The organism is Kribbella sp. NPDC003557, assembly GCF_040610805.1.
Classification (GTDB): domain Bacteria; phylum Actinomycetota; class Actinomycetes; order Propionibacteriales; family Kribbellaceae; genus Kribbella.
In genome coordinates this window covers 712326-737560 of sequence record NZ_JBEXMY010000003.1, presented here as the reverse complement: position 1 = coordinate 737560, position 25235 = coordinate 712326, and the positions used below count along the sequence as shown (strand labels likewise).

25 protein-coding genes are annotated in these 25235 nt (G+C 69.7%); 21 read left to right on the top strand and 4 right to left on the bottom strand.

Going from position 1 to position 25235, the window contains the following annotated elements:
• The first annotated feature begins 7 nt into the window (after positions 1-7).
• The 12 genes from ABZW60_RS15450 to ABZW60_RS15395 all read left to right on the top strand — a co-directional run bounded on the left by ABZW60_RS15450 (position 8) and on the right by ABZW60_RS15395 (position 12375).
• The gene (locus ABZW60_RS15450) at positions 8-769 is read left to right on the top strand and encodes a DUF1932 domain-containing protein (protein WP_355477162.1); all 762 of its coding nucleotides are present in this window, start codon (positions 8-10) and stop codon (positions 767-769) included.
• Between the two features lie 273 nt (positions 770-1042).
• Positions 1043-1687 carry a 50S ribosomal protein L25/general stress protein Ctc gene (locus tag ABZW60_RS15445; RefSeq protein WP_355477160.1) on the top strand — a complete coding sequence of 215 codons (645 nt, stop codon included), beginning with the start codon at positions 1043-1045 and terminating at the stop codon, positions 1685-1687.
• Positions 1688-1729: 42 nt separating this feature from the next.
• Entirely contained in the window at positions 1730-2305 is a 576-nt protein-coding gene (gene pth, locus ABZW60_RS15440; RefSeq protein ID WP_355477158.1) for an aminoacyl-tRNA hydrolase, read from the top strand.
• Entirely contained in the window at positions 2302-5931 is a 3630-nt protein-coding gene (mfd, locus tag ABZW60_RS15435; protein WP_355477156.1) for a transcription-repair coupling factor, read from the top strand. Before pth ends, mfd begins: the two co-directional genes overlap by 4 nt.
• Positions 5932-5959: 28 nt before the next feature.
• Positions 5960-6574 carry a hypothetical protein gene (locus tag ABZW60_RS15430; protein WP_355477154.1) on the top strand — a complete coding sequence of 205 codons (615 nt, stop codon included), beginning with the start codon at positions 5960-5962 and terminating at the stop codon, positions 6572-6574.
• Between the two features lie 9 nt (positions 6575-6583).
• Positions 6584-7570 (top strand): MazG family protein, encoded by a 987-nt coding sequence (locus tag ABZW60_RS15425; protein ID WP_355477152.1) that lies wholly within the window; start codon positions 6584-6586, stop codon positions 7568-7570.
• A 70-nt stretch (positions 7571-7640) separates the two neighbouring features.
• The gene (locus ABZW60_RS15420; RefSeq protein WP_355477151.1) at positions 7641-8474 is read left to right on the top strand and encodes a phosphotransferase; all 834 of its coding nucleotides are present in this window, start codon (positions 7641-7643) and stop codon (positions 8472-8474) included.
• Positions 8475-8486: 12 nt separating this feature from the next.
• The gene (locus tag ABZW60_RS15415) at positions 8487-9011 is read left to right on the top strand and encodes an RNA 2'-phosphotransferase (protein WP_355477149.1); all 525 of its coding nucleotides are present in this window, start codon (positions 8487-8489) and stop codon (positions 9009-9011) included.
• A gap of 60 nt (positions 9012-9071) precedes the next feature.
• Positions 9072-10352 (top strand): phosphopyruvate hydratase, encoded by a 1281-nt coding sequence (gene eno, locus ABZW60_RS15410; RefSeq protein WP_355477147.1) that lies wholly within the window; start codon positions 9072-9074, stop codon positions 10350-10352.
• Between the two features lie 25 nt (positions 10353-10377).
• On the top strand, positions 10378-10983 hold the full coding sequence (locus tag ABZW60_RS15405) for a septum formation initiator family protein (RefSeq protein ID WP_355477145.1): 606 nt from the start codon (positions 10378-10380) through the stop codon (positions 10981-10983).
• Positions 10980-11462: a DUF501 domain-containing protein gene (locus ABZW60_RS15400; protein ID WP_355477144.1), complete on the top strand. Its 483-nt coding sequence runs from the start codon at positions 10980-10982 to the stop codon at positions 11460-11462. Before ABZW60_RS15405 ends, ABZW60_RS15400 begins: the two co-directional genes overlap by 4 nt.
• Positions 11455-12375: a Ppx/GppA phosphatase family protein gene (locus ABZW60_RS15395; RefSeq protein WP_355477142.1), complete on the top strand. Its 921-nt coding sequence runs from the start codon at positions 11455-11457 to the stop codon at positions 12373-12375. Before ABZW60_RS15400 ends, ABZW60_RS15395 begins: the two co-directional genes overlap by 8 nt.
• Here the strand turns inward: ABZW60_RS15395 and ABZW60_RS15390 are convergent.
• The gene (locus tag ABZW60_RS15390) at positions 12372-12947 is read right to left on the bottom strand and encodes a TetR/AcrR family transcriptional regulator (RefSeq protein ID WP_355477140.1); all 576 of its coding nucleotides are present in this window, start codon (positions 12945-12947) and stop codon (positions 12372-12374) included. The genes ABZW60_RS15395 and ABZW60_RS15390 overlap by 4 nt on opposite strands.
• Positions 12948-13076: 129 nt before the next feature.
• Between ABZW60_RS15390 and ABZW60_RS15385 the strand changes: the two genes are divergently transcribed.
• On the top strand, positions 13077-14501 hold the full coding sequence (locus tag ABZW60_RS15385) for an MFS transporter (protein ID WP_355477138.1): 1425 nt from the start codon (positions 13077-13079) through the stop codon (positions 14499-14501).
• Positions 14502-14505: 4 nt separating this feature from the next.
• Here ABZW60_RS15385 and ABZW60_RS15380 read toward each other — a convergent pair whose 3' ends face one another.
• From ABZW60_RS15380 to ABZW60_RS15370, 3 genes are read right to left on the bottom strand one after another with little or no spacing between them, the layout of a single operon-like run.
• The gene (locus tag ABZW60_RS15380; protein ID WP_355477136.1) at positions 14506-15525 is read right to left on the bottom strand and encodes a LacI family DNA-binding transcriptional regulator; all 1020 of its coding nucleotides are present in this window, start codon (positions 15523-15525) and stop codon (positions 14506-14508) included.
• 24 nt (positions 15526-15549) lie between these two features.
• Positions 15550-16986 carry a sulfatase-like hydrolase/transferase gene (locus tag ABZW60_RS15375; RefSeq protein ID WP_355477134.1) on the bottom strand — a complete coding sequence of 479 codons (1437 nt, stop codon included), beginning with the start codon at positions 16984-16986 and terminating at the stop codon, positions 15550-15552.
• Positions 16983-18236, bottom strand: a complete 1254-nt coding sequence (locus tag ABZW60_RS15370; RefSeq protein WP_355477132.1) for an MFS transporter — start codon at positions 18234-18236, stop codon at positions 16983-16985. The genes ABZW60_RS15375 and ABZW60_RS15370 overlap by 4 nt, the downstream gene beginning before the upstream one ends.
• A 102-nt stretch (positions 18237-18338) precedes the next feature.
• Between ABZW60_RS15370 and ABZW60_RS15365 the strand changes: the two genes are divergently transcribed.
• From ABZW60_RS15365 to ABZW60_RS15330, 8 genes are all read left to right on the top strand, one after another.
• The gene (locus ABZW60_RS15365) at positions 18339-19181 is read left to right on the top strand and encodes a uracil-DNA glycosylase (RefSeq protein WP_355477130.1); all 843 of its coding nucleotides are present in this window, start codon (positions 18339-18341) and stop codon (positions 19179-19181) included.
• A gap of 61 nt (positions 19182-19242) precedes the next feature.
• Positions 19243-19983, top strand: a complete 741-nt coding sequence (locus ABZW60_RS15360; RefSeq protein WP_355477128.1) for a hypothetical protein — start codon at positions 19243-19245, stop codon at positions 19981-19983.
• Positions 19980-20639 carry a DnaJ domain-containing protein gene (locus ABZW60_RS15355; RefSeq protein WP_355477127.1) on the top strand — a complete coding sequence of 220 codons (660 nt, stop codon included), beginning with the start codon at positions 19980-19982 and terminating at the stop codon, positions 20637-20639. The genes ABZW60_RS15360 and ABZW60_RS15355 overlap by 4 nt, the downstream gene beginning before the upstream one ends.
• Before the next feature lie 59 nt (positions 20640-20698).
• A complete protein-coding gene (locus tag ABZW60_RS15350) occupies positions 20699-21520 on the top strand; it encodes a nuclease-related domain-containing protein (RefSeq protein ID WP_355477125.1) in 822 nt (273 codons plus the stop codon).
• 80 nt (positions 21521-21600) lie between these two features.
• Entirely contained in the window at positions 21601-22104 is a 504-nt protein-coding gene (locus ABZW60_RS15345; RefSeq protein ID WP_355477123.1) for a GNAT family N-acetyltransferase, read from the top strand.
• A 98-nt stretch (positions 22105-22202) separates the two neighbouring features.
• Positions 22203-22727 carry a hypothetical protein gene (locus tag ABZW60_RS15340; RefSeq protein WP_355477121.1) on the top strand — a complete coding sequence of 175 codons (525 nt, stop codon included), beginning with the start codon at positions 22203-22205 and terminating at the stop codon, positions 22725-22727.
• 100 nt (positions 22728-22827) lie between these two features.
• Positions 22828-24540 (top strand): alkaline phosphatase family protein, encoded by a 1713-nt coding sequence (locus tag ABZW60_RS15335; protein WP_355477119.1) that lies wholly within the window; start codon positions 22828-22830, stop codon positions 24538-24540.
• A gap of 371 nt (positions 24541-24911) precedes the next feature.
• Positions 24912-25181: a hypothetical protein gene (locus tag ABZW60_RS15330; protein WP_355477117.1), complete on the top strand. Its 270-nt coding sequence runs from the start codon at positions 24912-24914 to the stop codon at positions 25179-25181.
• Positions 25182-25235 lie beyond the last annotated feature (54 nt).

The window sequence follows — 25235 nt, the reverse complement described above, 5'->3', positions numbered from 1 at the left end:
TGAGCCCATGCGAATCGCGGTCTTCCACCCCGGCGCCATGGGTTCCCAGCTCGCGGCACAGTTGGTCGCCGCGGGGCACGAGGTGCATTGGGTCCCGGACGGGCGGAGCGCGGCGTCGAAGGCGCGGGCCGACGCGGCGGGGCTGATCGGTACGCCGTTCGCCGACGCGGTCGGTGCCGCCGAGGCGATCCTGTGCTCCTGCGCGCCGCAGGGCGCCGTCGACATCGCCCGGCAGGTCGGCGGCGCGGGCTTCCGCGGTGTGTACGTCGAGGCGAACCCGCTGTCCCCGGCGTCGCTGGAGGCGGCGCGATCCGCCGTACCGGACGCGACGTTCGTCGACGCGGGCGTGGTCGGCCCGCCGCCGACCGGTGGTCCGAGTCCGACGCACCTGATGCTGTCGGGCGCTGCAGCCGAGACCGCCGCCGGGCTGTGGGCCGGTACGGCGGTGACACCGATGGTGGTCGGCTCCGAACCGGGCGCGGCGAGCGCGGCCAAGTCGTCGTACGCCCTCTACAACAAGGGCAAGGCGGCGCTGGCGGTGCTGGCGTTCCAGCTGGCCGAGAAGCACGGGGTCACCGAGGCGCTGATCGCGCAGCAGACCCGGGCGGACGCAGGCTCCCTGAAGGACCCCGGCCTGCCCGAGCAGCTCCGCGGCGTCGCATGGCGCTGGGGCCCCGAGTTCGACGAACTCGCCGAGACCCTCGACGCCGCCGGCCTCGAAGGCGACGCGGCCCGCGCCCTCCGACAGGTCTGGACCAGACTCAGCTGACCCTCGGCGGTGAAAAGGGGTCACCGGAAGGCTCGTCGGACCGGGAGCAAAGTGCCTCTGCTCGACGGATTTCCCGTCTGGGCAGGCTCGTGGGTAGACTGTTTTGGTTGCCTCGGCGAGGGACGCCCCCCGGAACTGTTGGGCGCGGCTCCGTGATCGACGCGGTGGTTCGTTGCCTGACGCCTTCTCGGGGTCAGCAGGCGCCCGCTGAGGCCGCAGCCGAGTTCTATCCAGACAACAGATCACCGCAACGCTTTTGAGGAGTGTCATCTCGTGGCCGAGGTCAAGATCCAAGCCGAAGCGCGCACTGAGTTCGGCAAGGGTGCTGCCCGCCGAATCCGCCGGGACAACAAGGTTCCCGCTGTCCTGTACGGCCACGGCAGTGACCCGGTGCACATCACGCTGCCCGGTCACGACACCATGCTGGCCCTGAAGACCGCCAACGCCCTGCTGCTGATCGAGGTCGAGGGCGGCGAGTCCCAGCTCGCGCTGCCGAAGCAGGTCCAGCGCGACCCGCTGAAGGGCTTCATCGAGCACGTCGACCTGGTCATCGTCAAGCGTGGCGAGAAGGTCCAGGTCGAGGTCGCCGTGCACCTGGAGGGCGAGGCCGTCTCCGACGCGCTGGTCGTCACCGAGCACGCGACGGTCCTGGTCGAGGCCGAGGCGACCCACATCCCGGAGAGCATCGTCGTCTCCATCGAGGGCCTGGAGATCGGCGCCCAGATCCACGCGTCCGACCTGACCCTGCCGTCCGGTTCCACGCTGGCGATCGAGCCCGACACCCTGATCGTCAACGTCACCGCGCAGCCGACCGCCGAGCAGGTCGAGGGCGAGCTGGCCGAGGCCGAGGCCGAGGCGGGGATCGAGCGCGACGAGCCGACGGCGGCCGAGGAGCCGGTGGCCGCGGCGGCCGAGTAGTCTCTGCCGCAGCACCAGACATCTTCGGGAGGGCCGGGATCCGTGGCGGACGACGTGTGGTTGGTCGTCGGACTGGGGAATCCCGGCCCTTCGTATGCCCGCACCCGGCACAACATCGGGCACCTGGTCGCCGACGAGCTGGCCGCCCGGTCCGGGGCGAAGTGGAAGCAGAGCAAGCAGGTCAAGGCCGAGGTGATCGAGACCCGGATCAGCGGCCTGCGGGCGGTGCTGGCCAAGCCCCGCTCGTACATGAACGAGTCCGGCGGCCCGGTGTCCGGGCTGCTGAAGTTCTTCAAGCTGGACCCGGCCAACCTGCTCGTCGTGCACGACGAGCTGGACATCGACTTCGGGGTCCTGCGCTGCAAGTTCGGCGGCGGCGACAACGGCCACAACGGGCTGAAATCGCTGCGCAAATCACTTGGCACCGGTGAGTACTATCGAGTTCGGTTCGGTGTGGGTCGTCCGCCGGGCCGGCAGGCGCCCGCCGACTTCGTCCTGAACGAGTTCTCCGCGGCCGAACGCAAGGATCTCCCGTTCGCCGTCGACCGGACCGCGGACGCGGTCGAGTCCCTGCTCACCGACGGCCTCGAGTCCACCCAAGGGAAGTACAACTCGTGAAGCTCAGCGGTCTGGTCGACACCCTGATCACCGATCCGGTGGTGGCCGAGGCCGTCCGTGACGCCCGCAACGACGGGGTCACGACACTCGACCTGAGCGCGCCGACGCCGGTGCGCCCGGTCCTGCTGGCCGCGCTGGCCGCCGCGCAGAACGGCGCCGGCCGCCCGGTGCTGGCCGTCACGGCCACCTTCCGCGAGGCCGAGGAGCTCACCGAGGCCCTGCAGTGCCTCGTCGAGGAGCCCGGCACCGTCGCGTACTACCCGGCCTGGGAGACCCTCCCGCACGAGCGGCTCAGCCCGCGGTCCGACACCGTCGGCCGGCGGCTCGCCGTCCTGCGCAGGCTCGTCCACCCGGACCCGTCCGACGAGACGACCGGCCCGATCAAGATCCTGGTCGCGCCGGTGCGGTCCGTCCTGCAGCCGCAGGTGGCCGGCCTCGCGGACCTGAAGCCGGTCCAGTTGCACGTCGGCGACACGGTCGAGCTCGAGGACGTCGTCGAGCGGCTCGCCGGGGCGGCGTACCACCGGGTCGACCTGGTCGAGCGGCGCGGCGAGTTCGCGGTCCGCGGCGGCATCATCGACGTCTTCCCGCCGACCGAGGAGCACCCGCTGCGGGTCGACTTCTTCGGCGACGACGTCGAGGAGATCCGGTACTTCGCGGTCGCCGACCAGCGCTCGCTCGAGATCGCCGAGCACGGCCTGTGGGCGCCGCCGTGCCGCGAGCTGCTGCTCACCGACGAGGTCCGCTCCCGGGCCGCCGTCCTGGCCAAGGAACACCCCGAGCTGGCCGAGCTGTTCGAGAAGCTCGCCGAGGGGCACGCGGTCGAGGGCATGGAGTCGCTGGCTCCGGTGCTCGTCGACCACATGGAGCTGCTCGTCGACCTGATGCCGGCCGGCACGCACGTGGTCGTCAGCGACCCCGAGCGGGTCCGGGCCCGGGCACACGACCTGGTCGCGACCAGCCAGGAGTTCCTGGAGGCGTCGTGGGCCGCGGCCGCCGGTGGCGGTGAGGCCCCGATCGACCTGGGCGCGGCGGCGTACATGTCGCTCGGCGACGTCCGGTCGCAGGCGCTCGGCCGGGGCCTGGCCTGGTGGAGCCTGTCGCCGTTCGCGGCCGCGCCGACCGACGAGCCCGAGCTGCGGGACTCGATGGGCGAGCGGGTCGCGTTCGACATCGACACCGAGGCCGGTGCGGTCACCAGCAGGATCCTGGCCGTTCACGAGGTCGACCCGTACCGCGGCGAGACGGCGGCGGCGACCGAGGACATCCGCGGCTGGCTGCGGGACGGCTGGCGGGTCGTCTGCGTCACCGAGGGCCACGGTCCCGCGCAGCGCCTGGCCGAGGTGTTCTCCGAGGCCGAGCTGCCGGCGCGTGCGGTCGAGGGCATCGAGGAGATTCCCGAGCCCGGTGTCGTGCTGATCTCACAGGGCCAGCTCGACCACGGGTTCATTGCCGACGGCATCAAGTTCGCCGTGCTCACCGAGAACGACCTGGCCGGCCAGCGCTCGGCGGCCGAACGCCGTTCCCAGCAACGGATGCCGTCGCGCCGCAAGAAGACGATCGACCCGCTGGAGCTGCAGCCCGGCGACCACGTCGTCCACGAGCAGCACGGCGTCGGCCGGTACGTCGAGATGATGCAGCGCACCGTCGGCACCGGGTCCCAGAAGGCCACCCGCGAGTACGTCGTGATCGAGTTCGCGCCGAGCAAGCGCGGCCAGCCCGGCGATCGGCTGTACGTGCCGACCGACCAGCTCGACCAGGTCACCCGGTACGTCGGCGGCGAGCAGCCGACCCTGGACAAGATGGGCGGCGGTGACTGGGCCAAGCGCAAGGGCCGCGCCCGCAAGGCGGTCCGGCAGATCGCCGGCGAGCTGATCAAGCTGTACGCCGCGCGCCAGGCCACCAAGGGCCACGCGTTCGCCAAGGACACCCCGTGGCAGCGCGAGTTGGAGGACGCGTTCCCGTTCGTGGAGACGCCCGACCAGCTGTCCACCATCGACGACGTGAAGCACGACATGGAACGCGTCATGCCGATGGACCGGATCGTCTGCGGTGACGTCGGGTACGGCAAGACCGAGATCGCGGTCCGGGCGGCCTTCAAGGCGGTGCAGGACGGCAAGCAGGTCGCCGTCCTGGTGCCGACGACGCTGCTCGTGCAGCAGCACTACGCGACCTTCGCCGAGCGGTACGCCGCGTTCCCGGTGAACGTGGCGCCGCTGTCGCGGTTCCAGACCGACAAGGAGGCCAAGGCCACCGTCGACGGTCTCGCCGACGGGTCGATCGACGTGGTGATCGGCACGCACCGGCTGTTCAGCGGCGAGGTCGCGTTCAAGGACCTCGGCCTGGTCATCGTCGACGAGGAGCAGCGGTTCGGCGTCGAGCACAAGGAGCAGCTGAAGCGGCTGCGGACCGCGGTCGACGTGCTGACGATGTCCGCGACGCCGATCCCGCGGACGCTGGAGATGTCGATCACCGGGATCCGCGAGATGTCCACGATCGCCACTCCGCCGGAGGAGCGGCACCCGGTGCTGACCTTCGTCGGCGCGTACGACGAGCACCAGGTGACCGCGGCGATCCGGCGTGAACTCCTCCGCGAGGGCCAGGTCTTCGTGGTCCACAACCGGGTGAACACGATCGAGAAGGCCGCCGCCCGGATCCGCCAGCTCGTCCCCGAGGCCCGGGTCAGCGTGGCGCACGGCCAGATGAACGAGCACACCCTCGAGCAGGTCATCCAGGACTTCTGGGAGAAGCGCTCGGACGTGATCGTGTGCACGACCATCGTCGAGTCCGGGATCGACATCTCGAACGCGAACACGATGATCGTCGAGCGGTCCGACCTGCTCGGCCTGTCCCAGCTGCACCAGCTCCGCGGCCGGGTCGGCCGCGGCCGCGAGCGGGCGTACGCGTACTTCTTCTACCCGCCGGAGAAGCCGCTCACCGAGACGGCCCACGACCGGCTGGCCACGATCGCGCAGCACGCCGACCTCGGCGGCGGTATGGCGGTCGCGATGAAGGACCTGGAGATCCGCGGCGCCGGCAACCTGCTCGGCGGCGAGCAGTCCGGGCACATCGCGGACGTCGGCTTCGACCTGTACGTCCGGCTGGTCGGCGAGGCGGTCGCGGAGTACCGCGGCGACACCCAGGCCGAGGAGCCCGAGGTCAAGATCGAGCTGCCGATCGACGCGCACCTGCCGCACGACTACATCCCGTCGCAGCGGCTGCGGCTGGAGATGTACCAACGGCTGGCCGCGGTCCGCGACGACGAGGGCATCGCCGAGCTGGTCGAGGAGCTGCACGACCGCTACGGCGACATCCCGCAGGCCGTGCTGAACCTGATCGAGGTGGCGAAGTTCCGCAACCACGCCCGCCGGGCGGGGCTGCACGACGTCACCCTGCAGGGAAACATGATCCGGTTCGGGCCGGTCGAGCTGCCCGACTCCAAGGTGCTGCGGCTGAACAGGCTGTACCCGAAGAGTCTGGTGAAGCCGCAACTGCATACCATTCTGGTGCCGAGACCTGCGACCAGGCAGATCGGCGGGCAGCCGCTCCGCGACCAGGAGCTGCTGCAATGGTGCACCCGGTTGATCGACGACGTGATCGCCGAACCTATCGTGGTGCCCGCGTGAAACAGACAAACACTGGCGAGGAGATTCGGTGAGCACACGGCTTCGGGCTCTCGGTGCGGTGGCGGCGATCGTGCTGCTGACCGGCGGTTGTGCGGCGGGCACTCACCCGGGCGCGGCCGCGGTGGTCGGCGGGACGGAGATCAGCACCGGCCATGTCGACGACACCGCCCGCGCGTTCTCGGCGGCGGTCGGCGAGAGCGTGCCGGTTCCGGCGATCGTCAACCAGATGGTCAACGACGAGCTGACCGAGCAGGTCCGCCGGCAGAAGTCGATCTCGGTCAGCGACGCCGAGGTCGCGGCGGCGATCCCGCTGATGTTCAACGACCAGGTGACCAAGAAGCTCCAGGCCGACCCGCTGAGCAGCGCCTTCCTGAAGGAGATCGCCGCCGGCGCCGTCACCTCGGCGAAGCTGGCCGGCGGCAACGGCCGGCTGGACACCGCGGACGCGCAGCAGCAGCTGCAGGCGGGCGCGGAAGCGGTCAAGGAGGCGTCGAAGGACATCAAGGTCAGGGTCTCGCCGCGCTACGGCCAGTGGACCAACGGCCGCCTCGACACCACGATCTCCGGGTCGCTGTCGCAGGAGTCCGACCAGACCGCCGCCAAGCGCAAGGCCGCCGAGGCCGCTCAGCAGGGCCAGGGCTGACGAGTCCGTATGCCTGACGAGTCCGCGGGCGGGATCAAGGTCGTCCTCACGAGTCCTCGTGTCGCCCCCGGGCTGCTGACCCGCGCCACCTGGCAGGCCCTCGAGACCGCCGACGAGATCGGCGCGGCCGGCGGGCCCGATCGCCCCGACGTCCAGGCGGTGATCGGTTCCGGTCTCGTCGTCACCCAGGTCGAGGCGGGTGTCGCCGCGGCGTGGGCGTGGTTGTCGTCAGCCGCCGCCGACGGTCGTCAGGTCGTGTGGCTGACCGGCGACGACGGAGAGCCCGGCCTGCTGCGCGTCGTGTCCGACGAGCTGGTCCGCGAGCCGTCGTACGCGGTGGAGATCCTGCACGGCTCGTACGACGTGCCGGGCTCGCGGCTGATCGACCTGGTCCGGGTGATGGACCGGCTGCGGCGGAACTGCCCGTGGGACCAGGAGCAGACCCACGAGAGCCTCGCGAAGTACCTGCTCGAGGAGACGTACGAGACGCTCGAGGCGATCGACACCGGCGACCTCTCGCATCTGCAGGAGGAGCTGGGCGATCTGCTGCTGCAGGTCGCGTTCCACTCCCGGATCGCGGAGGACTCCGCCGACGAGGGGTTCTCGATCGACGACGTCGCCGGCGGGATCGTCGAGAAGCTGATCCGCCGCCACCCGCACGTCTTCGGCACGGTCGACGCCGCCGACGCCGCCGCGGTCGAAGCCAACTGGGAGACCATCAAGGCCGCCGAGAAGCAGCGCTCCTCGGTCCTCGAAGGCATCCCGCTCGCCCTCCCCGCCCTGGCCCTGGCCGACAAGGTCCTCGGCCGCGCCGCGAAGGTCCTCCCGACCGAGCCCGACCGCCCCGAGCCCGCCGACGACACCGAACGCATCGGCAACCAGCTCCTGGACCTGGTCCGCGACGCCCGAGCCACCGGCATCGACGCCGAACAGGCCCTCCGCACCGCCGTACAGACCCTGACCTCCACCATTCGCGCCACCGAGAACGGCGACTGATCACCTTCGCGGGTCTAACGGCCCGGAAATCGGATGCACGGCGTCACCCCCGGCTGGCAGGGTTGCGTGGGTGGATGCGGGTGAGGTGCTGCGGGAGCGGTGGGATCTGAAGCCTGCGCGGCTGCAGGTCCTGACGGGCGGGATGAACTCGGCGGCCTGGCTGGCTGTGGGTGCGGCGTGGTGGGTGGTGTTGAAGGCTGTCCCGGCGGACGACTCGGCGTTCGAGCCAGGGTTGGAGTTGGCGGCGCGGCTCGATGACGCCGGGATCCGGACCGGGCGTCCGCGGCGCAGCAAGCACGGCCGGTATGTCGAGCACGTCGACGGGCGGCAGGTCGCCGTACTGGAGTTCATCGACGGCGTGGAGTTGACCGCGGCGGATCACGCGGCGATCGGTGACCTGCTCGGGCGTGTGCATGCGGCCGCTGCCGTCGATCGCGGTGACACCGCGGAATGGCTGCGGTTGCTGCTGCCGTTCGAGGAGTGTCTGGACCTCGAGCCCTGGATCCGTCCGGCGGTGGAGGGGGCGATCGCCGACGCCGTTGCGCTCGGCCCGCTGTCCTGGTCCTGGCTGCACGGCGACCCGGCGGCCGAGGCGTTCGTGCGGCAGCCGGACGGGCAGGTCGCGCTGATCGACTGGGGGAGCGCGATGCGGGGCCCGATCCTGTACGACGTCGCGTCGGCCCGCATGTACAACGATGAGCCCGTCGTACCGGCGTACCTCCGCCGGCGCCCTGACCTGACCGACGAGGTCGAGCGTGGCCTCAACACCTTCCTGCGCGTCCGCTACGCGGTCCAGGCCGGCTACTTCGCGTGGCGCATCACCAACAACCTCCTGACCGGTATCTCCGGCCCCGAAGACAACCACAAGGGCCTGGCCGACGCCCGCCGCTCCTTCGGCCACTAGTACTTTCCTGACATGAGCCGCGACAGCAGAGCGATCTCCCGGCTGCTGCGCCATACGGCGGGTGAGAACGGCCTCACGATGAGTGCGGACGGCTGGGCGGCGATCACCGACGTCCTGCGGGTTCTCGGGCTGTCGCGCGAACGGCTGGACGTCGCGGTGCGGGAGAACGACAAGCAGCGGTTGCAGGTCGACGGGGAGCGGATCCGGGCGTGTCAGGGGCATTCGCTCGCCGGGATGCCGGTGACACGTGAAGCGTTGGAGAACAGTTGGGAACGGGTTCACCCGACGGATCTGCTGTGGCACGGCACGAATCGGGCGGCTCTGGACGCGATCCGCAGCGAAGGATTGCACGCCGGGCGGCGTACGCACGTCCATCTCGCGCCCTCGAAGGACAGTCCTGTCGGGCGGCGGACGCGCGTGGAAGTCTTGCTGGGCGTGGATTGCGGGAATCTCACGGTCTATCAGGCCCCCAACGGAGTGTTACTGACGCGCGAGGTACCTCCTGATGCGATTGTTAGGGTCGACGCGGTCCACTGAGCCTGCTGGTCTGGGGACTAGGCTCAGCAGCGATTCGTCATCGAGAACTTGGGAGTCAATGTGGCCACCATCGAGGCCGTCGGCGCGCGCGAGATCCTCGACTCGCGCGGCAACCCCACTGTCGAGGTCGAGGTTCTGCTCGACGACGACACCATCGCCCGCGCGGCCGTCCCGTCGGGCGCGTCCACCGGCCAGTTCGAGGCTGTCGAGCTGCGCGACGGCGACAAGGACCGCTACGGCGGCAAGGGCGTGCAGAAGGCCGTCACCGCGATCCTCGAGGACATCGACAAGGAGATCGTCGGGTACGACGTCCACGAGCAGCGCCTGATCGACCACGCGCTCCTCGACCTGGACGGCACCCCGAACAAGGCCAAGCTGGGCGCGAACGCCATCCTCGGCGTCAGCCTGGCGGTCGCGAAGGCGGCGGCGGACAGCTCCGGCCTGCCGCTGTTCCGCTACGTCGGCGGCCCGAACGCGCACGTCCTGCCGGTGCCGATGATGAACATCCTCAACGGCGGCGCGCACGCGGACAGCAACGTCGACGTGCAGGAGTTCATGATCGCCCCGATCGGCGCCGCGACGTACGGCGAGGCGCTGATGCAGGGCGCGAGCGTCTACCACGCGCTGAAGGCGGTGCTGAAGGATCGCGGCCTGTCCACGGGCCTCGGCGACGAGGGCGGTTTCGCCCCGAGCCTGGACAGCAACCGGGCCGCGCTGGACCTGATCGCGGTCGCGGTCGAGAAGACCGGCCTGCAGCTCGGCAAGGACATCGCGCTGGCGATGGACGTGGCCGCGAGCGAGTTCTTCACCGACGGCGTGTACGCGTTCGAGGGCGGCAAGAAGTCCGCCGACGAGATGATCGCCTACTACGCCGACCTGGTCGCGTCGTACCCGATCGTCTCGATCGAGGACCCGCTGAACGAGGAGGACTGGGACGGCTGGAAGGCCATCACCGGTGAGCTCGGCAGCAAGATCCAGCTGGTCGGCGACGACCTGTTCGTCACCAACGTCGAGCGCCTGCAGCGCGGCATCACCGAGAAGTCCGCGAACAGCCTGCTGGTCAAGGTGAACCAGATCGGCTCGCTGACCGAGACCCTGGATGCCGTCGACCTGGCCCACCGCAACGGCTTCACCTGCATGATGAGCCACCGCTCCGGCGAGACCGAGGACACCACGATCGCCGACCTCGCGGTCGCCACCAACTGCGGCCAGATCAAGTCCGGCGCGCCGGCCCGGTCCGACCGCACCGCCAAGTACAACCAGCTGCTCCGGATCGAGGAGGAGCTCGACGACGCGGCGACGTACGCCGGTCGCTCGGCCTTCCCGCGCTTCCAGGGCTGATTTCGGGGGAATCGGAGGAACACGTATGCCGTCCCGTCGGGATTCCGGTGCACGACCCGGCTCGCGTCCGTCGAGCCGGACCCAGTCGCGCCCACCGGCCCGGCGGGGCGACCAGCCCAAACGCCGTACGGCGGGGACCGCGGCGGAGCCCGCCCGGACCCGCGGGTCGCGCAACCTGACCGGGCGCGCGGCCGTCGTCCTGTTGGTGCTGGGGGCGTTGATCGTGTCCTACGCGCAGAGCCTGCGGGTCTGGTTCGACCAGCACCAGCAGGTCACCGCGCTGCAGCAGGAGATCCGGGACCGGGAGAAGCGGGTCGCCGAGCTGAACGACGAGATCGCGCGCTGGGGCGACGACGCGTATGTGAAGGCACAGGCACGGCAACGGCTCGGCTGGGTTATGCCCGGCGAGGTCGGGTACCGAGTCATCGGCGCGGACGGTAAGCCGGTCGGTGCCCCACCGGAGCCGTCCGCGCCCTCGGACGGTACGACGGACGCGCAGAAGCCGACCTGGTACACGAAGCTGTGGGGGAGTGTCGAGGGCGCGGGCACACCGCCGGCGCCGGCCACGCCGACCCCCGCCACGCCGAAGCCGTCGACGATTCTCACCCCGTCGCCCGAGGTGACCAGGTGACCGTCAGCCCCGGTGACGAGGAAGCGGTCAGCAAGCAGCTCGGCAGGACGGCACGCGGGATCCGGTCGATCGCGCACCGCTGCACCTGCGGTCTCCCCGACGTGGTCGAGACCGAGCCGCGACTGCCGGACGGTACGCCGTTCCCCACGACGTACTACGTGACCTGCCCGCGGCTCGCGTCCGCGATCGGCACGCTCGAGTCGTCCGGCATGATGAAGGAGATGACCGACCGGCTCGCCGAGGACGAGGACCTGGCGGCGCGCTACCGGGCGGCGCACGAGTCGTACCTCGCGCACCGCGAGTCGATCGAGCACGTCGAGGAGATCGCCGGCATCACCGCCGGCGGCATGCCGAACCGGGTCAAGTGCCTGCACGTCCTGGTCGGCCACTCACTCGCGGCAGGCCCCGGCGTCAACCCCCTGGGCGACGAGGCCCTCGCCGCTCTCGAAGACTGGGGCCGCCGAGGTCCGTGTGTCTGACAACAGCGGGGTGCGGGTTGCCGCGGTGGATTGTGGGACCAACTCGATCCGGCTGCTGATCGGCGACCTGGTCGACGGGCGGCTCGTCGAGCTCGACCGGCGGATGACGATCGTCCGGCTCGGGCAGGGGGTCGACGCGACCGGCGCGTTCGCCCCGGAAGCCCTGGAGCGGGTCTTCGCGGCCACCGAGGACTTCGCGGCGGTCATCCGGTCCGCGGCCGTTGCCAGAGTCCGTTTCGTGGCCACCTCCGCCGCCCGGGACGTCAGCAACCGCGACGCCTTCCTCACCGGTATCGAGGAGCGCCTCGGCGTACGGCCGGATATCATCTCGGGGAAGGAAGAAGCCGAGCTGAGCTTCCGCGGCGCCACCACGTCCCTCGACCTGCCCGCGCCGTACCTGGTGGCCGACATCGGCGGCGGCTCGACCGAGCTCGTCCTCGGCGACGCCACCGGCGTGATCGCCGCCGAATCCCTCGACATCGGCTCCGTCCGCCTCACCGAGCGCCATGTCAGCACCGACCCGACGTCCGCGGCCGAGCTCGCCGCGATCACCGCCGACGTCGACGCCCTGCTGGACACCGCCAAGGTCCCGCTCGCCGACGCCCGCTCCCTGATCGCGGTCGCAGGTACGGCGACCACCGTCGCGGCCGTCGCCCTGAACCTGCCGGAGTACGACCGCGACGCCGTCCACCACGCCCGCCTCACCGCGGCCCGGCTCCGTGACACGACGACCTGGCTGACCACCTCGACGCGAGCGGCCCGCGCGGCCGTGCACTCCATCCATCCGGGCAGGGTCGACGTCATCGGAGCCGGCGCGCTCATCCTCCAGCGCCTCGTCGACCGTCTCCCCGTCGACAGTCTCACCGTGTCCGAGCACGACATCCTCGACGGCGTCGCCCTCTCGCTCGGTTAACGCGCGCGGACGCCGTCCAGGGCGATGGTCAGGACGCGGTCGCGCTGGGCCTGGTCGACGAAGCCGGCGGCGGTCAGGCCGCTGACCATCCGGAGCAGGTCGTCGAACGACACGTCCTTGCGGGCCTCACCGGCCTCCTGGGCGCGCTCGAACAGCGGCGCGCCGGCGGCGTACATCGCCTCACGGGCGGCCTTGAAGCTGTCGGCCTCCCGGTTCAGCGACTCCCAGATCGCGCGCTTGGTCGCGGCGTACCCGACGAAGCGGTGCAGCCAGGTGGTGAGCGCCTCCCACGGCGGAAGGTCCGCCGCGTCCTCCGCCGCGATGCACAGCTCCTCGATCTCGCCGAAGTACACCGCGTTCAGCAGGTCCTGACGGGCCGGGAAGTTCCGGTAGAGGGTGCCGATGCCGACGCCGGCCTGCCGGGCGATGTCCTCCAGCGACGCGCCGACGCCCTTGCTCGCGAACGCGTCCCGGGCAGCGGCCAGCAGGGCGTCGAAGTTCCGCCGGGCGTCCGCCCGCTGCGGCCGCCGGACGTCGACCTGCAACACCGGCCTGTTCTGCTCGCTCGCCATTCGATCACCTTAGCCAGTTGATAGCGGAGGCAACCCTCCGCTATAGTGGAGGCATACCTCGACTTTACCAGGCCGGGGAACTCTGCGCCCCGTCGTGGCGCGATCTCATCCCTTTCGAAGGACTTCTGCATGCCTGTCATCAGGTCTGGAAACCCCCGCGTGACCCTGGCGGTGCTCGCCACGGTCGTCGCCTCGTTCTCGATGTTGCAGTCGCTGGTGAGCCCGGCGCTGCCCGTCATCCAGCACGACCTGCACACCACCCCCGGCACGGTCACCTGGGTGTTCACCGCGCTCCTGCTCTCGGTCTCGGTGGCGACCCCGCTGCTCGGCCGGATCGGTGACATGGTCGGCAAGGAGCGCACTTTGTTCGTGGCACTGATCGCGCTCGCGATCGGCTGCCTGATCGCCGCGCTCGCGCCGAACATCGGCGTCCTGATCGCCGCCCGGATCTTCCAGGGCGTCGGCGGCGCCGTGTTCCCACTGTCGTTCGGGATCATCCGGGACGAGTTCCCGGCCGAGCGGGTGCCGTCCGTGGTCGGCGTGGTGTCGGCGATCATCGCGGCCGGCGGCGGCCTCGGCATCGTGCTGGCCGGCCCGATCGTGGAGGCGCTCGGCTGGCGCTGGCTGTTCTGGATCCCGATGGCGGTCGTCGCGGTCTCGACACTGACGGTCCGGCGCTACGTCCCGGAGTCGCCGAACCGTGTCCCCGGCCGGATCGACTGGCTGGCCGCGGCGTTCCTGTCCGGCTGGCTGATCGCGCTGCTGCTCCCGTTGAGCACCGGCCGGTCGTGGGGCTGGGCTTCGTTGCGTACGACGGGGCTCTTCGGGCTGGCCGTCGTACTGTTCGCCGGCTGGATCGTGGTCGAGCTGCGCTCCCGGAACCCGCTGATCGACATGCGGATGATGCGCCGCCCGGCGGTCTGGACGACGAACCTGGTGGCGCTGCTGTTCGGGGCGGCGATGTTCGCGGTGTACGCGTTCGTGCCGCAGTTCCTGCAGATCCCCAAGGCGGCCGGGTTCGGCTTCGGCGCGAGCGTGACGAAGGCCGGGCTGCTGATGCTGCCGATGCTGGTCACGATGGCGATCACCGGATCGTTGAGCGGCCCGCTGGCGGCGCGGTTCAGTGCCAAGGCGCAGGTCGTTTCCGGGTCGGCGTTGAGCCTGGTCGCGGCGCTGATGTTCGCCGAGTTCCACCACGCGCAGTGGCAGGTGGCGGTCTCGACCGCGCTGTTCGGGGTCGGGCTCGGCCTCGCCTACGCGGCGATGACCAGCCTGATCGTGCAGAACGTGCCCCGCGAGCAGACCGGCGCGGCCACCGGCATGAACGCCAACATCCGCACCATCGGCGGCTCCATCGGCACGGCCCTGGCCAGCTCCATCATCACCGGCCACCTCCAGCCGTCCGGCCTCCCCGCCGAATCCGGCTTCACCAACACCTTCCTCCTCCTGTCCGCCTTCGCAGCCGCAGCCGTCGTACTGGCCTTGGCCATCCCGAGCCACCGCCGCACCCAGGCGACCCCCGAACCCGAAGTCCTCCAGGAAGCCGCGGCCTGATCCGTCAGCCGCAGCCGCAGGAGGTTCGGGGATGGAGGACCGGTTCGGGTGGGGTGATGGCGCCGTCGGTAGGTGTGCCGATCTCGGTGAGGAGGATGCGGGCGCAGACGCGGCCGATCTCACTGGGCTGGACGGCGATGCTGCTCACCGACGGCGTCCACAGCTGGGACTGGAGGAGGTCGTCGATGCCGACCACCGCGCAGTCCTTCGGCGTGTAACCCTTGTTCTGCAGGGCTTTCAGCAACCCGTACGCCACCTGGTCGCTGTGGCACAGGATCCCGCGCGGCGGCGGTCCCTGCTCCAGCAACACGGACGCGCGCTGGTACGCGTCGACCATCCCGGCGTCGAACGGCTCCGACCACACCTCGTCGCACGTCGCCCCGGCCCCGGTGGCGGCCTCACGGAAGGCCTGCTCCCGGGCGACCCGGGGTGTGGCGAGGAGGTTGCCGCCGAAGTACGCGAGCTCCCGGCAGCCGTGGGTACCGGTCAGATGCTCGGCCCCCATCCCGCCGATGACCGCGTCGTCGGTGCCGACGAACGGTACGCCGAAGTCCGGGAACGCCCGCGTCAGCACGACGAGCGGCACCTGGCTGCGCGACATCTCCGCGACCTCGTCGGCCCCGGTCCGCAGCGCCGGGATGATGATCACCCCGGCGACCCGCTGCTGGACCAGCGTGCGGAACAGCCGCTGCTGCGTCTCGACGTTCTCGGACGTGTTCACGATCGCGGCGAAGTACCCGAGCTCGGTGAGCACCTCCTGCGCGCCGAGCGAGACCTCGGCGACCAGCGGGTTCACGATGTCCGGCATCACCAGCCCGACCACGTCGTTGCGCTGCGTCCGCAGGCTGGCCGCGGCCTGGTTGTAGACGTACCCGAGCCGATCGGCCTCGGCGAGCACCGACTCCCGCGTGGTCGCCGAGACCAGCGGGCTGCCGCGCATCACCAGCGAGACCGTGGCGCGTGAGACGCCGAGCGAGTTCGCCACGTCGAGCATCCGTACGCGGCGTCGCGTCTCGTTCGCCATCCGGCTCGCTCCCGTCCTCGGTCGTCAGTCCCACTGAACGACGATTGTCGCAGCGTCCGCATCCCGGTCGAGCGCCAGTAACCCGGCACCGCCGCCCTCGCCCGGCGTCGCGCCGACGATCAGCGGCCGGTTGGCGCCCAGCGTGTCGAAGTCGGTCTCGGCGAGGTCCGGGAAGTGCTTGGCCGCCTGGCCGCGCAACTCGAGCAGCACGTCCCGCAGCCGCACGTTGTACGCATGGTTGGTCGTCTCGCCCGGGTCCCGGCGCCGGTCGACGAGGTACTCCTTGCCGTCCGGCGCCGACCAGATGTACTTCCACTCCCGCGTGATCACGGCGTACAGCCCGAGCTCGGCCTGCTGGAACTGGCCGAACACGACCCGCTCCGACCGGGCCTCCTGCAGCGGTACGCCGTCCGTCGCCGGAACCGTCACCCCCGCACTGGTCAGCGCGGTCGGCAGTACGTCGACCAGGCTCGCCGGCGCGTCGACCCGGGCCGGCTCGAAGCCGGGGCCGCTGCAGATCATCGGCACCCGCGCCGCCGCGTCGAGGAACGACCGCTTTCCGAAACAGCCGTAGTCGCCGAGGAACTCGCCGTGGTCCGCGGTCAGCATGATCACCGTGTTGTCGAACTGGCCGCGGCCTTTCAGTTCCTCGACCACGCGGCCGATCTGGTGGTCGACGTACGTCACGGAGGCGTAGTAGTACGAGCGAATCAGTTGCCACAGGCGCCGATCACGCCCGCCGTCGCGGTACTTGTACCGGTTCTGCAGCCGGTTGTACGCCGTCAGCAGCCCGTCACCCGACGGCGGGAGATGCGGGTCGGGCATCAGCGACGCCGGGTATCGCTGGTGCCACGGCGCCGGGGGAGTGAACGGCGGGTGCGGTGCGATGAAGCTGGACCAGAGGAAGAACGGATCGTCCTGATTCCGGAGGAACTCGATCGACCGGTCCGCGACCCAGGTCGTGGGGTGCAGCTCGGCGGGCAGTTGCGAGAGCTGCGGGACGTAGTACATCTCGTCGCGCAGTCCGTGCGGGTACTCGACGTGGCCGAAACCGTTTTCCTTGACCCAGGCGAGGTAGTCGTCGGACTCCGCCGTACCGAACTCCTCCTCGCTGTCGCGGGTCTGGAACCCGCGCAGCGCGTCGCCGTCCGGTGTGAAGTGCATCTTGCCGACGCCGTGCGTGCGATAGCCCGCGGCCGTCAACTCGCTCATCAACGTCGGGCCGTCCGGCATCGGCGATCCGTTGTCGTAGCAGTCGTTGACGTGCGGTTCGCGTCCCGAGATCAGCGAGGCGCGGGCCGGCACGCAGACCGGGGAGGGCGTGTACGCCGATGTGAACAGCGTCCCGTCGGCGGCGAGCCGGTCTATGTTCGGCGTCTCGACGATCGGGTTGCCGTAGCAGCCGAGGGCATCGGCACGCAGCTGATCGCAGAGGATGAGCCAGATGTTCGGTCTGCTCATCGGACCGCCGCCAGGGACTGCGGCCGGCGCGGCATGTACACGGTCCCGATCAGGACGCTGAGGAACGTCGCGATCGCGAGGATCCAGGCGAACGCGGTGAAGCTGCGGGCCACGATCAGCGGGACCACCAGGCTCCAGCCGGCCAGCAGCATCTTCTGGGCGAAGATGATCACGCCCTGCGCGGTCGACCGCAGCATGGTCGGGAACAACTCCTGGCACCACACCCGGTACAGCTGCTCCTGACCGCACGAGGACGCGAGCGCGTTGATCACGATGAAGGCGACGATCGCGACCGAGTTCGTGACCGGGAAGATGATCAGCAACAGCGCCGCCACGACCGAGAAGAAGCCGGCCACGCCGTACAGCAGGCGGCGGTTCACCCGGTCGACCAGCGGCATGAACAGGAACGCGACGCCGAGCCCGACGAGCGTGAAGTTCAACGCGTTCAGGCCGACGCTCGCCGCCTGACCCTTGGCGCCGACGGTCTTGAGGATGTACGGCAGGAAGAACCCGAACGTGCCCGCCGCGACGCTGCCGAGCGTGTGCACGCCGAAGACGAAGACCAGCGGCTTCGCGAGCTCGGGCCGTAGCAGCGCCCGTAGCTGGGCCGCGGACACCTGCGCCCGGTCGGCCTGCGCGTCGACCCAGATCTCGGACTCGCCCATCCGCCGCCGCAGGAACCAGGTCACGAGCGCGACGACGACGAGTTGGCCGAACACGATCCGGATCCCGAGCAGGCCGAAATCGGCGAGCGCGAACGCGAGCAGCAGGCTCACGACCGGGCCGAGGCTCCAGAACAGCGATGTCAGGCCGATCGCCCGCCCGCGCGCCCGTTGCGGGGCGATCTCGCCGACCAGTGCCCAGGACGTCGGTACGTCGGCGCCGACGGCGAGCCCCATGATGATCAGGCCGATGAAGAGCGTGGCGCTGTTGAACGCGGCCATCACCAGCAGGCCGCCGAGCACGTAGATCAGCAGGTCGTACTGGTAGATCCGCTTGCGGCCGAACAGGTCGCCGAGGCGGCCGCCGATCAGCGCGCCGACGGCGTACGACGCGGCGTTCGTCCCGAGCGCGCCGAGCAGGCCGACCGTCGACTTGCTCATCCCGAACTCGGCGGACCAGAGCGCCAGCCCGGACGACGCGGCCACGATCGAGCCCGCGTCGATGTAGTCGGCCATACAGGCCAGGACGGTCCTGCGGACCGGGACACGGTCCGCCCGGGCGGTCTGCAGCTGGGTTCCGCTTGCCATGGTCACTCCTCACTTAGATCGATCTAAGTCAGAATGAGATCGATCTAATCCTGGGTCAAGACCTGACCGTGGCCGGATCCGGTCGCCGCTTACGCTGTGTCGATGAAGCTTCCGCATCCGTTGACCGGGCAGCTGTTCGACAGTCCGGTCCCGCCGGGGACCGGCTGGCCCGAGGATCCCGCCGTACGGCGGACTCCGGTGGCCGGCGACGCGGCGGCGGTCCGGGAGCTCGCGGAGACCGGCGACTTGGCGGAGCTCGAGGCCCGGGTCTCGGTCTGCCGGGCGTGCCCGCGGCTGGTCGAGTGGCGCGAAGACGTTGCGGTCGGCAAGCGGAAGTCGTTCGCGGACCAGCCGTACTGGGGGCGGCCGATCGCCGGCTGGGGCGTCGCCGAGCCGCGGATCCTGATCGTCGGCCTGGCCCCGGCGGCGAACGGCGGGAACCGGACCGGCCGCGTCTTCACCGGCGACCGCTCGGGCGACTGGCTGTTCGCGAGCCTGCATCGCGTCGGCCTGGCCAACCAGGCGACGAGCGAACACGCGGGCGACGGGCTGCACCTGGTCGGCGCGCGGATGATCGCCGCGGTCCGCTGCGCCCCGCCCGCCAACAAGCCCACGCCGGCCGAGCGCGACACCTGCGCTCCGTGGTACCGGCAGGAGCTCGAGCTCGTCCTCCCGAGTACCAGGGCGATCGTCTGCCTCGGCAAGTTCGCGTACGACGCGCTGCTGGCCGCACTGGTCGCGCTCGGGGCCGACGTACCGCGGCCGCGGCCGAAATTCGGTCACGCGGTCGAGTACCGGATCCCCACACCACAAGGCGAAGTCAGCGTTCTCGGTTGCTTCCATCCCAGCCAGCAGAACACGTTCACCGGCAAGCTCACCGAAGAGATGCTCGACGGCGTCCTGCTCCGCGCGAAAACCCTCTCAGGCCTCGGTCAGCAGAGTTGACCTGGATACGCAACGTCATGGAAGCTGCCGACTATGCATGCCGCCCCACGCCGCTGCCGCTATGACGCGTGACAACCTGCCCGAGCACTCTCGGGGACGCCCGGCCGAGCAGCGGCCCGCGGGTGGCGGCGTGGAGCGCGCGCCGGCCGCGCCGCGGATGCCTGCCGCGCACGAGGCAGGGCCGCTGGGCTTCGTTCCCAGCCCGGACCGGTTCCACTGGTGGGCGGAGATCCACGACGACGTCAAGGCATACCTCGAGCGCAAGGTAGGACCCGCGATCGAGTGGTGGGCCGACCTGCACGAGCGCGAGCGTGACCGGCCGTACGCCGTCGTCCTCGGCCCGAACGGTCTGGCCGTGACCACACCGCGCGTCAACAGCCAGGGGCAGCGGACGCAGAGCGTGCGGATCGACCCGTTCGTACCGTCGAGCATCAAGCACGCCGTCGTACAGCAACAGCCGACAAGGCCGCGCGGTGGTCTGCGTTCACTCGTGTCGCGTGGCCGGGACGAGCCGGCGTCTCCGGCGCCGCAGTTGGAGCTCACGCAGGACATGCGGGGCACGCTCGGCAACTTGCCGCTGGAGGCGCAGCAGCGGCTGCAGACGCCGTTCCTCGGGTCGCAGGCCGTCCAGCACTACCGGTATTACTACTACGGCAACGACGAAGACCTCGACCTGTGGATGTATCTGGCGGGCGAGCGGACCGTCACGTTCGCGTCCGGCCACCGCACGCTGCCCAGCGGCGCCGACCCGCACCAGGCGTCCTGGCGCCTCACCTGCTACCAGGCGGACGTCGCTCGATGAGTTCCCGGCGCGACTTCCGGGACCTCGACGGAGCCGACCCCTGGAAGCTGCTCGGCGTCACCCGCGACGCCGGCCCCGAAGAGATCAAACGCAGCTACCGCCGCCTGTCCCGCAGTCACCACACCGACGTCGGCGGCGACGCCTCCCAACAAGCCAAGCTGAACCGCGCGTACGAGATCCTCTCCGACCCTGGGCGGCGCGCCGACTACGCCCTCCTTCTGAACCCGAAGAAGCCGACCGCGCCGTCGCAAGCACCCCGTGCCGCCGAACCCGAGGAGGACCCTTTCGACTGGTCCTCCGGCCCTGGCACCACGTACACGCCCCCGCGCCAGCCACGTCAGGACCCGTACACCGCCCCGCCGTACCGCGAGCCCACCGCTCCGCCGTACCGCGAGCCCTACACCGCCCCGCCGTACAACGACCCGTTCACCGCCACGTCATACCGGCCCCGACGCCCAGGCGTGAGCCGCCAGGCAGTAGCCGCCCTCCTCACCGTCCCGTTCTGCTCCCCGGTCTCCATCTACCTCTCCATCACCGCCCTCCGCCAAATCCGATGGTCCGGCCAACGAGGCAAATCCATCGCCTGGCTCGCCCTCCTCCTCAACATCGGCCTCTTCGTCTGGGTCATCATCGGCGGCGTTCTCACCAAACTCTGACCTGTAACGCGTCCCGCCCTTCCGCGGATACCTCGTACAACGGGGATCGGGGGAACGAGATGACGTCAGACACGAAACCGAACGAGACCAGCCGCCTGGTCGCGCTACAAGACCGCCCGCCGGGCCACGCGGTGATCCACGCCTTGTGCACTCAGCCAGGTTCATTCCGATCGCGCGGTCGGTTGGCACGCCTCTTCGGGGTACGCCCGCTGAGCAACGACGGCAACCACTGGTACCAAGGAGCCCTCGGCGAGCGGGAAGTCGGCCGCTTGCTGTCGAAGCTGGGCCCGGGCTGGACTGTCCTGCACGCGGTCCCGATCGGCCGCCGGGGAGCGGACATCGACCATGTGGTCGTCGGCCCGGCAGGAGTCTTCACCATCAACACGAAGCACCACGCCAACCAGAAAGTCTGGGTCGCGGACCGCGCCCTCATGATCTCGGGCACCCGTCAGCACCACATCCGCAACGCCGAATTCGAATGCCGCCGAACCGCCAACCTCCTCACCAAGGCCCTCGGCCGACCGGTGCCAGTGACGCCAGTAATAGCCGTAGTCAACGCACAGAAACTGACCATCAGAAACCCACCGACCACCGTGGCAGTCGTCGACGCCCGCCGCCTGGTCAAGCTCCTGAAGCGTCAGCCGGCCGTCCTGACTCCAGACGACCTCGCACACCTGGCCCGACTGATCACAGACCCCACGACCTGGGCCCACCAACCCAACCCCTCAGCCGACCTCGACCGCCGCCGAGAGTTCAATACCATCCACACCACAGTCCGCGCCGCCCGCCGCACGCGGATCGCGTGGGCCTGCATCATGGTTGCTGCATCAGGCATGAGCGCTGTGCTGTTGGTTCAGGAGCTACTTCGTCTGTCGTCCTAGCAGCAGCATGATGCGTCTTCGATACAGAGCTGCCAACCACAAAGGCACGCGGTTCGGCGCAGACGTGGTTTCCTGGCGCGATGACAACCCGGATCCGCCTGGCGACCCAGGCCGACATCGAGGACCTCGTCGGGCTCGAATCACAGTTGTTCGCTGCGGACGCGGGCGAGCACGAACCTCTTGTCGACACCACATGGCCGCGGCGACGCGGGGCCGCCGACTTCGCGGCGTTGCTGGGCAAAGAGAAGGCGCTGGTGCTGGTCGCCGCCGACGCATCGGGAGTGTGCGGGCATCTGGTCGGCTGGGTGAGCGAGTCGAGTGAGGTACGCCGTGGCGTGGTGACCGGCTACCTGCGCAGTCTGTTCGTCGAGGAACGCGCCCGCCGGCACGGCGTGGCCGGCGAGCTCGTGGAGCGGTTCGCAGCGTGGGCCGAGGGCGAGCACGGCGCTGTTGCGGTCTCGGTCACGGCGTACGCCGACAACCAGGACGCCCGCGCGTTCTACGCAGACCTCGGCTTCGACACCCTCAGCGTCGTACTCACCCGTGCCCGCAAACCCAGTCGAGCGACGCCGTCGGACCGTTAGCTACAGAGGTTGCAGTTCGGCCACGTCGTCGCCGGAGCCAGCCAGGCTGTGCGAAGTTTTGCCTCGTGACCACATCTGGCGCGGGACGGGCTTGGCGGGTGAGCTGGGTGTATGGACTCCTCGGCTTGGGCCTGGTCGCTGTGCTTACCGGGTGTGAGACTGTCGCGCCCGCCGGCTCGACCGGTATCAGCGTTGACGGGCAGGGCCGTCCGGTCGTCGTCTTCGCGCTCTGCAACGATCACATCGATGGGGCAACGATCTACCGCGATCGGACAGCTAGTGACCCGGCGAGCGACGACTCCTCGGTCTCGGTAGCGGACTGGGACGCTGTCTCGCCGGTGACACCCGCCAACGCGGCGCAAGCCGCTCTGAACACTGCAAAGCCGTCCGCAGTATGGCGCAGGGACGGCCCGGGCGAGGCACTCCGGCCAGCTGTTCAGTACGTCGCCTACGGCTGGACCCGCGACAACTCCTGGTACACCGGGCACGTCGAGTTCACCCTCGAACGTCTGTCGACGTTGAGCCCCGGCCAGGTCCTCACCCAAACCTTCGTCGAGGCCAGTCAACGGCACGAGGAGAGAGTGCAGCCGTATGCGCAGTTCGCGAAAGAGGCCTGCACCTAGAGCACCCGCCGCCTAGACCGGCCAACGCACATCGGTAGGCGCGTTGGCCGGCAGCTCGGGGGTTGTCGCGCGCGGTAGCGATCGAAGTCGTCCGCTTGGGGTGATTGCGGGGGCCGAGCAGCGGATTAGCGTCCCTGACACGAGCGACCGGAGTGGCTCTGGGCAGGGAGTGCAGCGAGGGGGTCTCGGTGCTCGTCAGCCACCTGGTCCTGGAGCGTGGGCAGGAGGAACGGTGGCCGGAGCTGGAGATGGTCCGAAGTTCGATCATGTTGTGTCGGTGATGTTCGAGAACCGGTCCTTCGACAACCTGCTGGGCCGTTTGTATGCGCCGGGTGAGGTGGACTCCTTCGAGGGCGTGCTCGGCAAGGACCTCTCGAACCCGATCCCGAGCTACGCCCCGGGCGCCGAGCGTGGCGTGGTGCCGTATCACGTGGCGACGTCCATGGACGTGCCGAATCCCGACGCGGGCGAGGAGCACCCCCACACGAACGCCCAGTTGTTCGGGACGGTGTCCCCGAACGAGAACCGATTTCTGTCCTACGAGGCGATGCAGCCGCCGTACAACGCCCCGGACGACCCGGCGCGGGTGCCGACGATGGACGGCTTCGTCCTCGACTACGTGAACGCGTTCCGCAGCGAGATGGGCCGGCTTCCGGAGTACGACGAGTACGCGCAGATCATGTCCGGCTACACCCCCGAACAGGTGCCGGTCATCTCAACGATCGCCAGGGGCTTCGCAACCTTCGATCACTGGTTCTGCGAGGTGCCTTCGCAGACATTCACGAACCGGTCCTTCTACCACGCAGCGACCTCCTCCGGTCTGGTGGTGAACGCCGCCGCCCGGCCAGGCGCGGCCCCAGCGTTGGACAGTTTCCCGAAGAACAACGACGCCGAGACGATCTTCGAGCGACTCGACGCCGCGGGGCTGTCGTGGCGGGTCTACGTGGACCCGGGCATGCCGTTGTCGATCACCGGGATGATCCACCGGCCCCGGCTCCACACGCGGTTCGCGACCCAGTTCTCGACCCTCGACGACTTCTTCGACGACGCCGAACGTGGCACGTTGCCCACCTACTCGTTCATCGAACCGAATCTGTTGCACGCGCACAACGACTACCACCCGGCCTACAACGCGCTCTTCCCCGGGCTCTCCGCCGATCCCCCGTCGTCGATCCTGGGCGGGGAGGAACTGCTCGCTCGTATCTACTCCGCCATCCGCACCTCCTCCACGAAGGACGGGTCGAACTTCGCCAATACGCTGTTCCTGGTCGCATTCGACGAGCATGGCGGCAACTACGACCACGTCCCGCCCCCGAGCGCTCCGCCGCCCGACCCGGCCGCTCCCGCTGGGGAGATGGGATTCCGCTTCGATCGCTCCGGCGTCCGCATCCCGACACTGGCCGTCTCCGCCTACATCGATCCGAAGACCGTCGTGACCCAGGAGTACCGCAACACGTCCCTGATCCGGACACTCAGAGAGCGCTTCTCCCTCGGGCCACCCCTCACCGGGCGCGATGCAGCCGCCGCCGACATCGCCCCGATCCTCACGCGTGACACCCCGCGCCCCCAAGAGGACTGGCCGGAGGTCACAGCACGCGCCGTACCCCCGCTCCTCGACCCCATCACGCCAGCAGACAAGCCGCTGCCCCCACTGGGCCAGGTCCTCCTAGGTGCCTTGATCGAGATGGACACGCTGAACACCGGCCACGTGCCGTCGATCAACCCGAAGACCGCGACCGGCCAACAGGCACACGACTACCTAACCGAACGCACCACCCGAATCTGGCCCGGCCTCGTCGTCCCGGTCCCATGAGACGCGGCCCACTCACGCCACACAGCTCACTAATCCCGACCATCCCCAGCCAGCCAGACCCGCCACCGCCCAGTCCCTTTCGGGCCCTGAAGGGCCCGTCTTAAAGACGTAGAGAAACGTGGCACACGACTATCGGCCCCCGACCTCTCCTCCGTCGGCTGATACGCGACACTTGTCCGCCGGGTGATCTGCGACAGTCGAAAGCGCGGATCGCGGCCGCGGATCTTGGCGCGACAGCGCGACAGCCGCGAAGCCTCGTTGTCTCTGGGCGTAGGCGCTTGGGCTCTCCTGCCTCCGCGATGCCTGACCTCCGGCTCTACCGGCGGGTTTAGCCACCGGATCGACTAGGAGTGGACCTTTAGGAGGCAGCCATGACAGCAACCATGCAAGATCAGTCTTCAGTTCCCTCCCGTGATGGAGGCTGGGCTGCACGGATCCTTGTTCGCGAGATGTGGGCCACGCTGGCGATCGTCGCGATGTGGGTGGCCGTGCTGTTCGTCGGCGTGTATGGAGGCGAGGCGACCTTCCACGGTGTCGATTCGAGTTTCAGTAGCATTCCCTCGGTGGTCTTTGTCGCCCTGTTCGCCGCTATCGGCACCGGCTCCGTCGCCAAGCGAGTGTTCGGGCGCAAGCCGGAGTAGCGGCCAAGGCAGGTCGTTCGGCAGTGCCCGGTATCGATTCGCCACGCTCGTGAT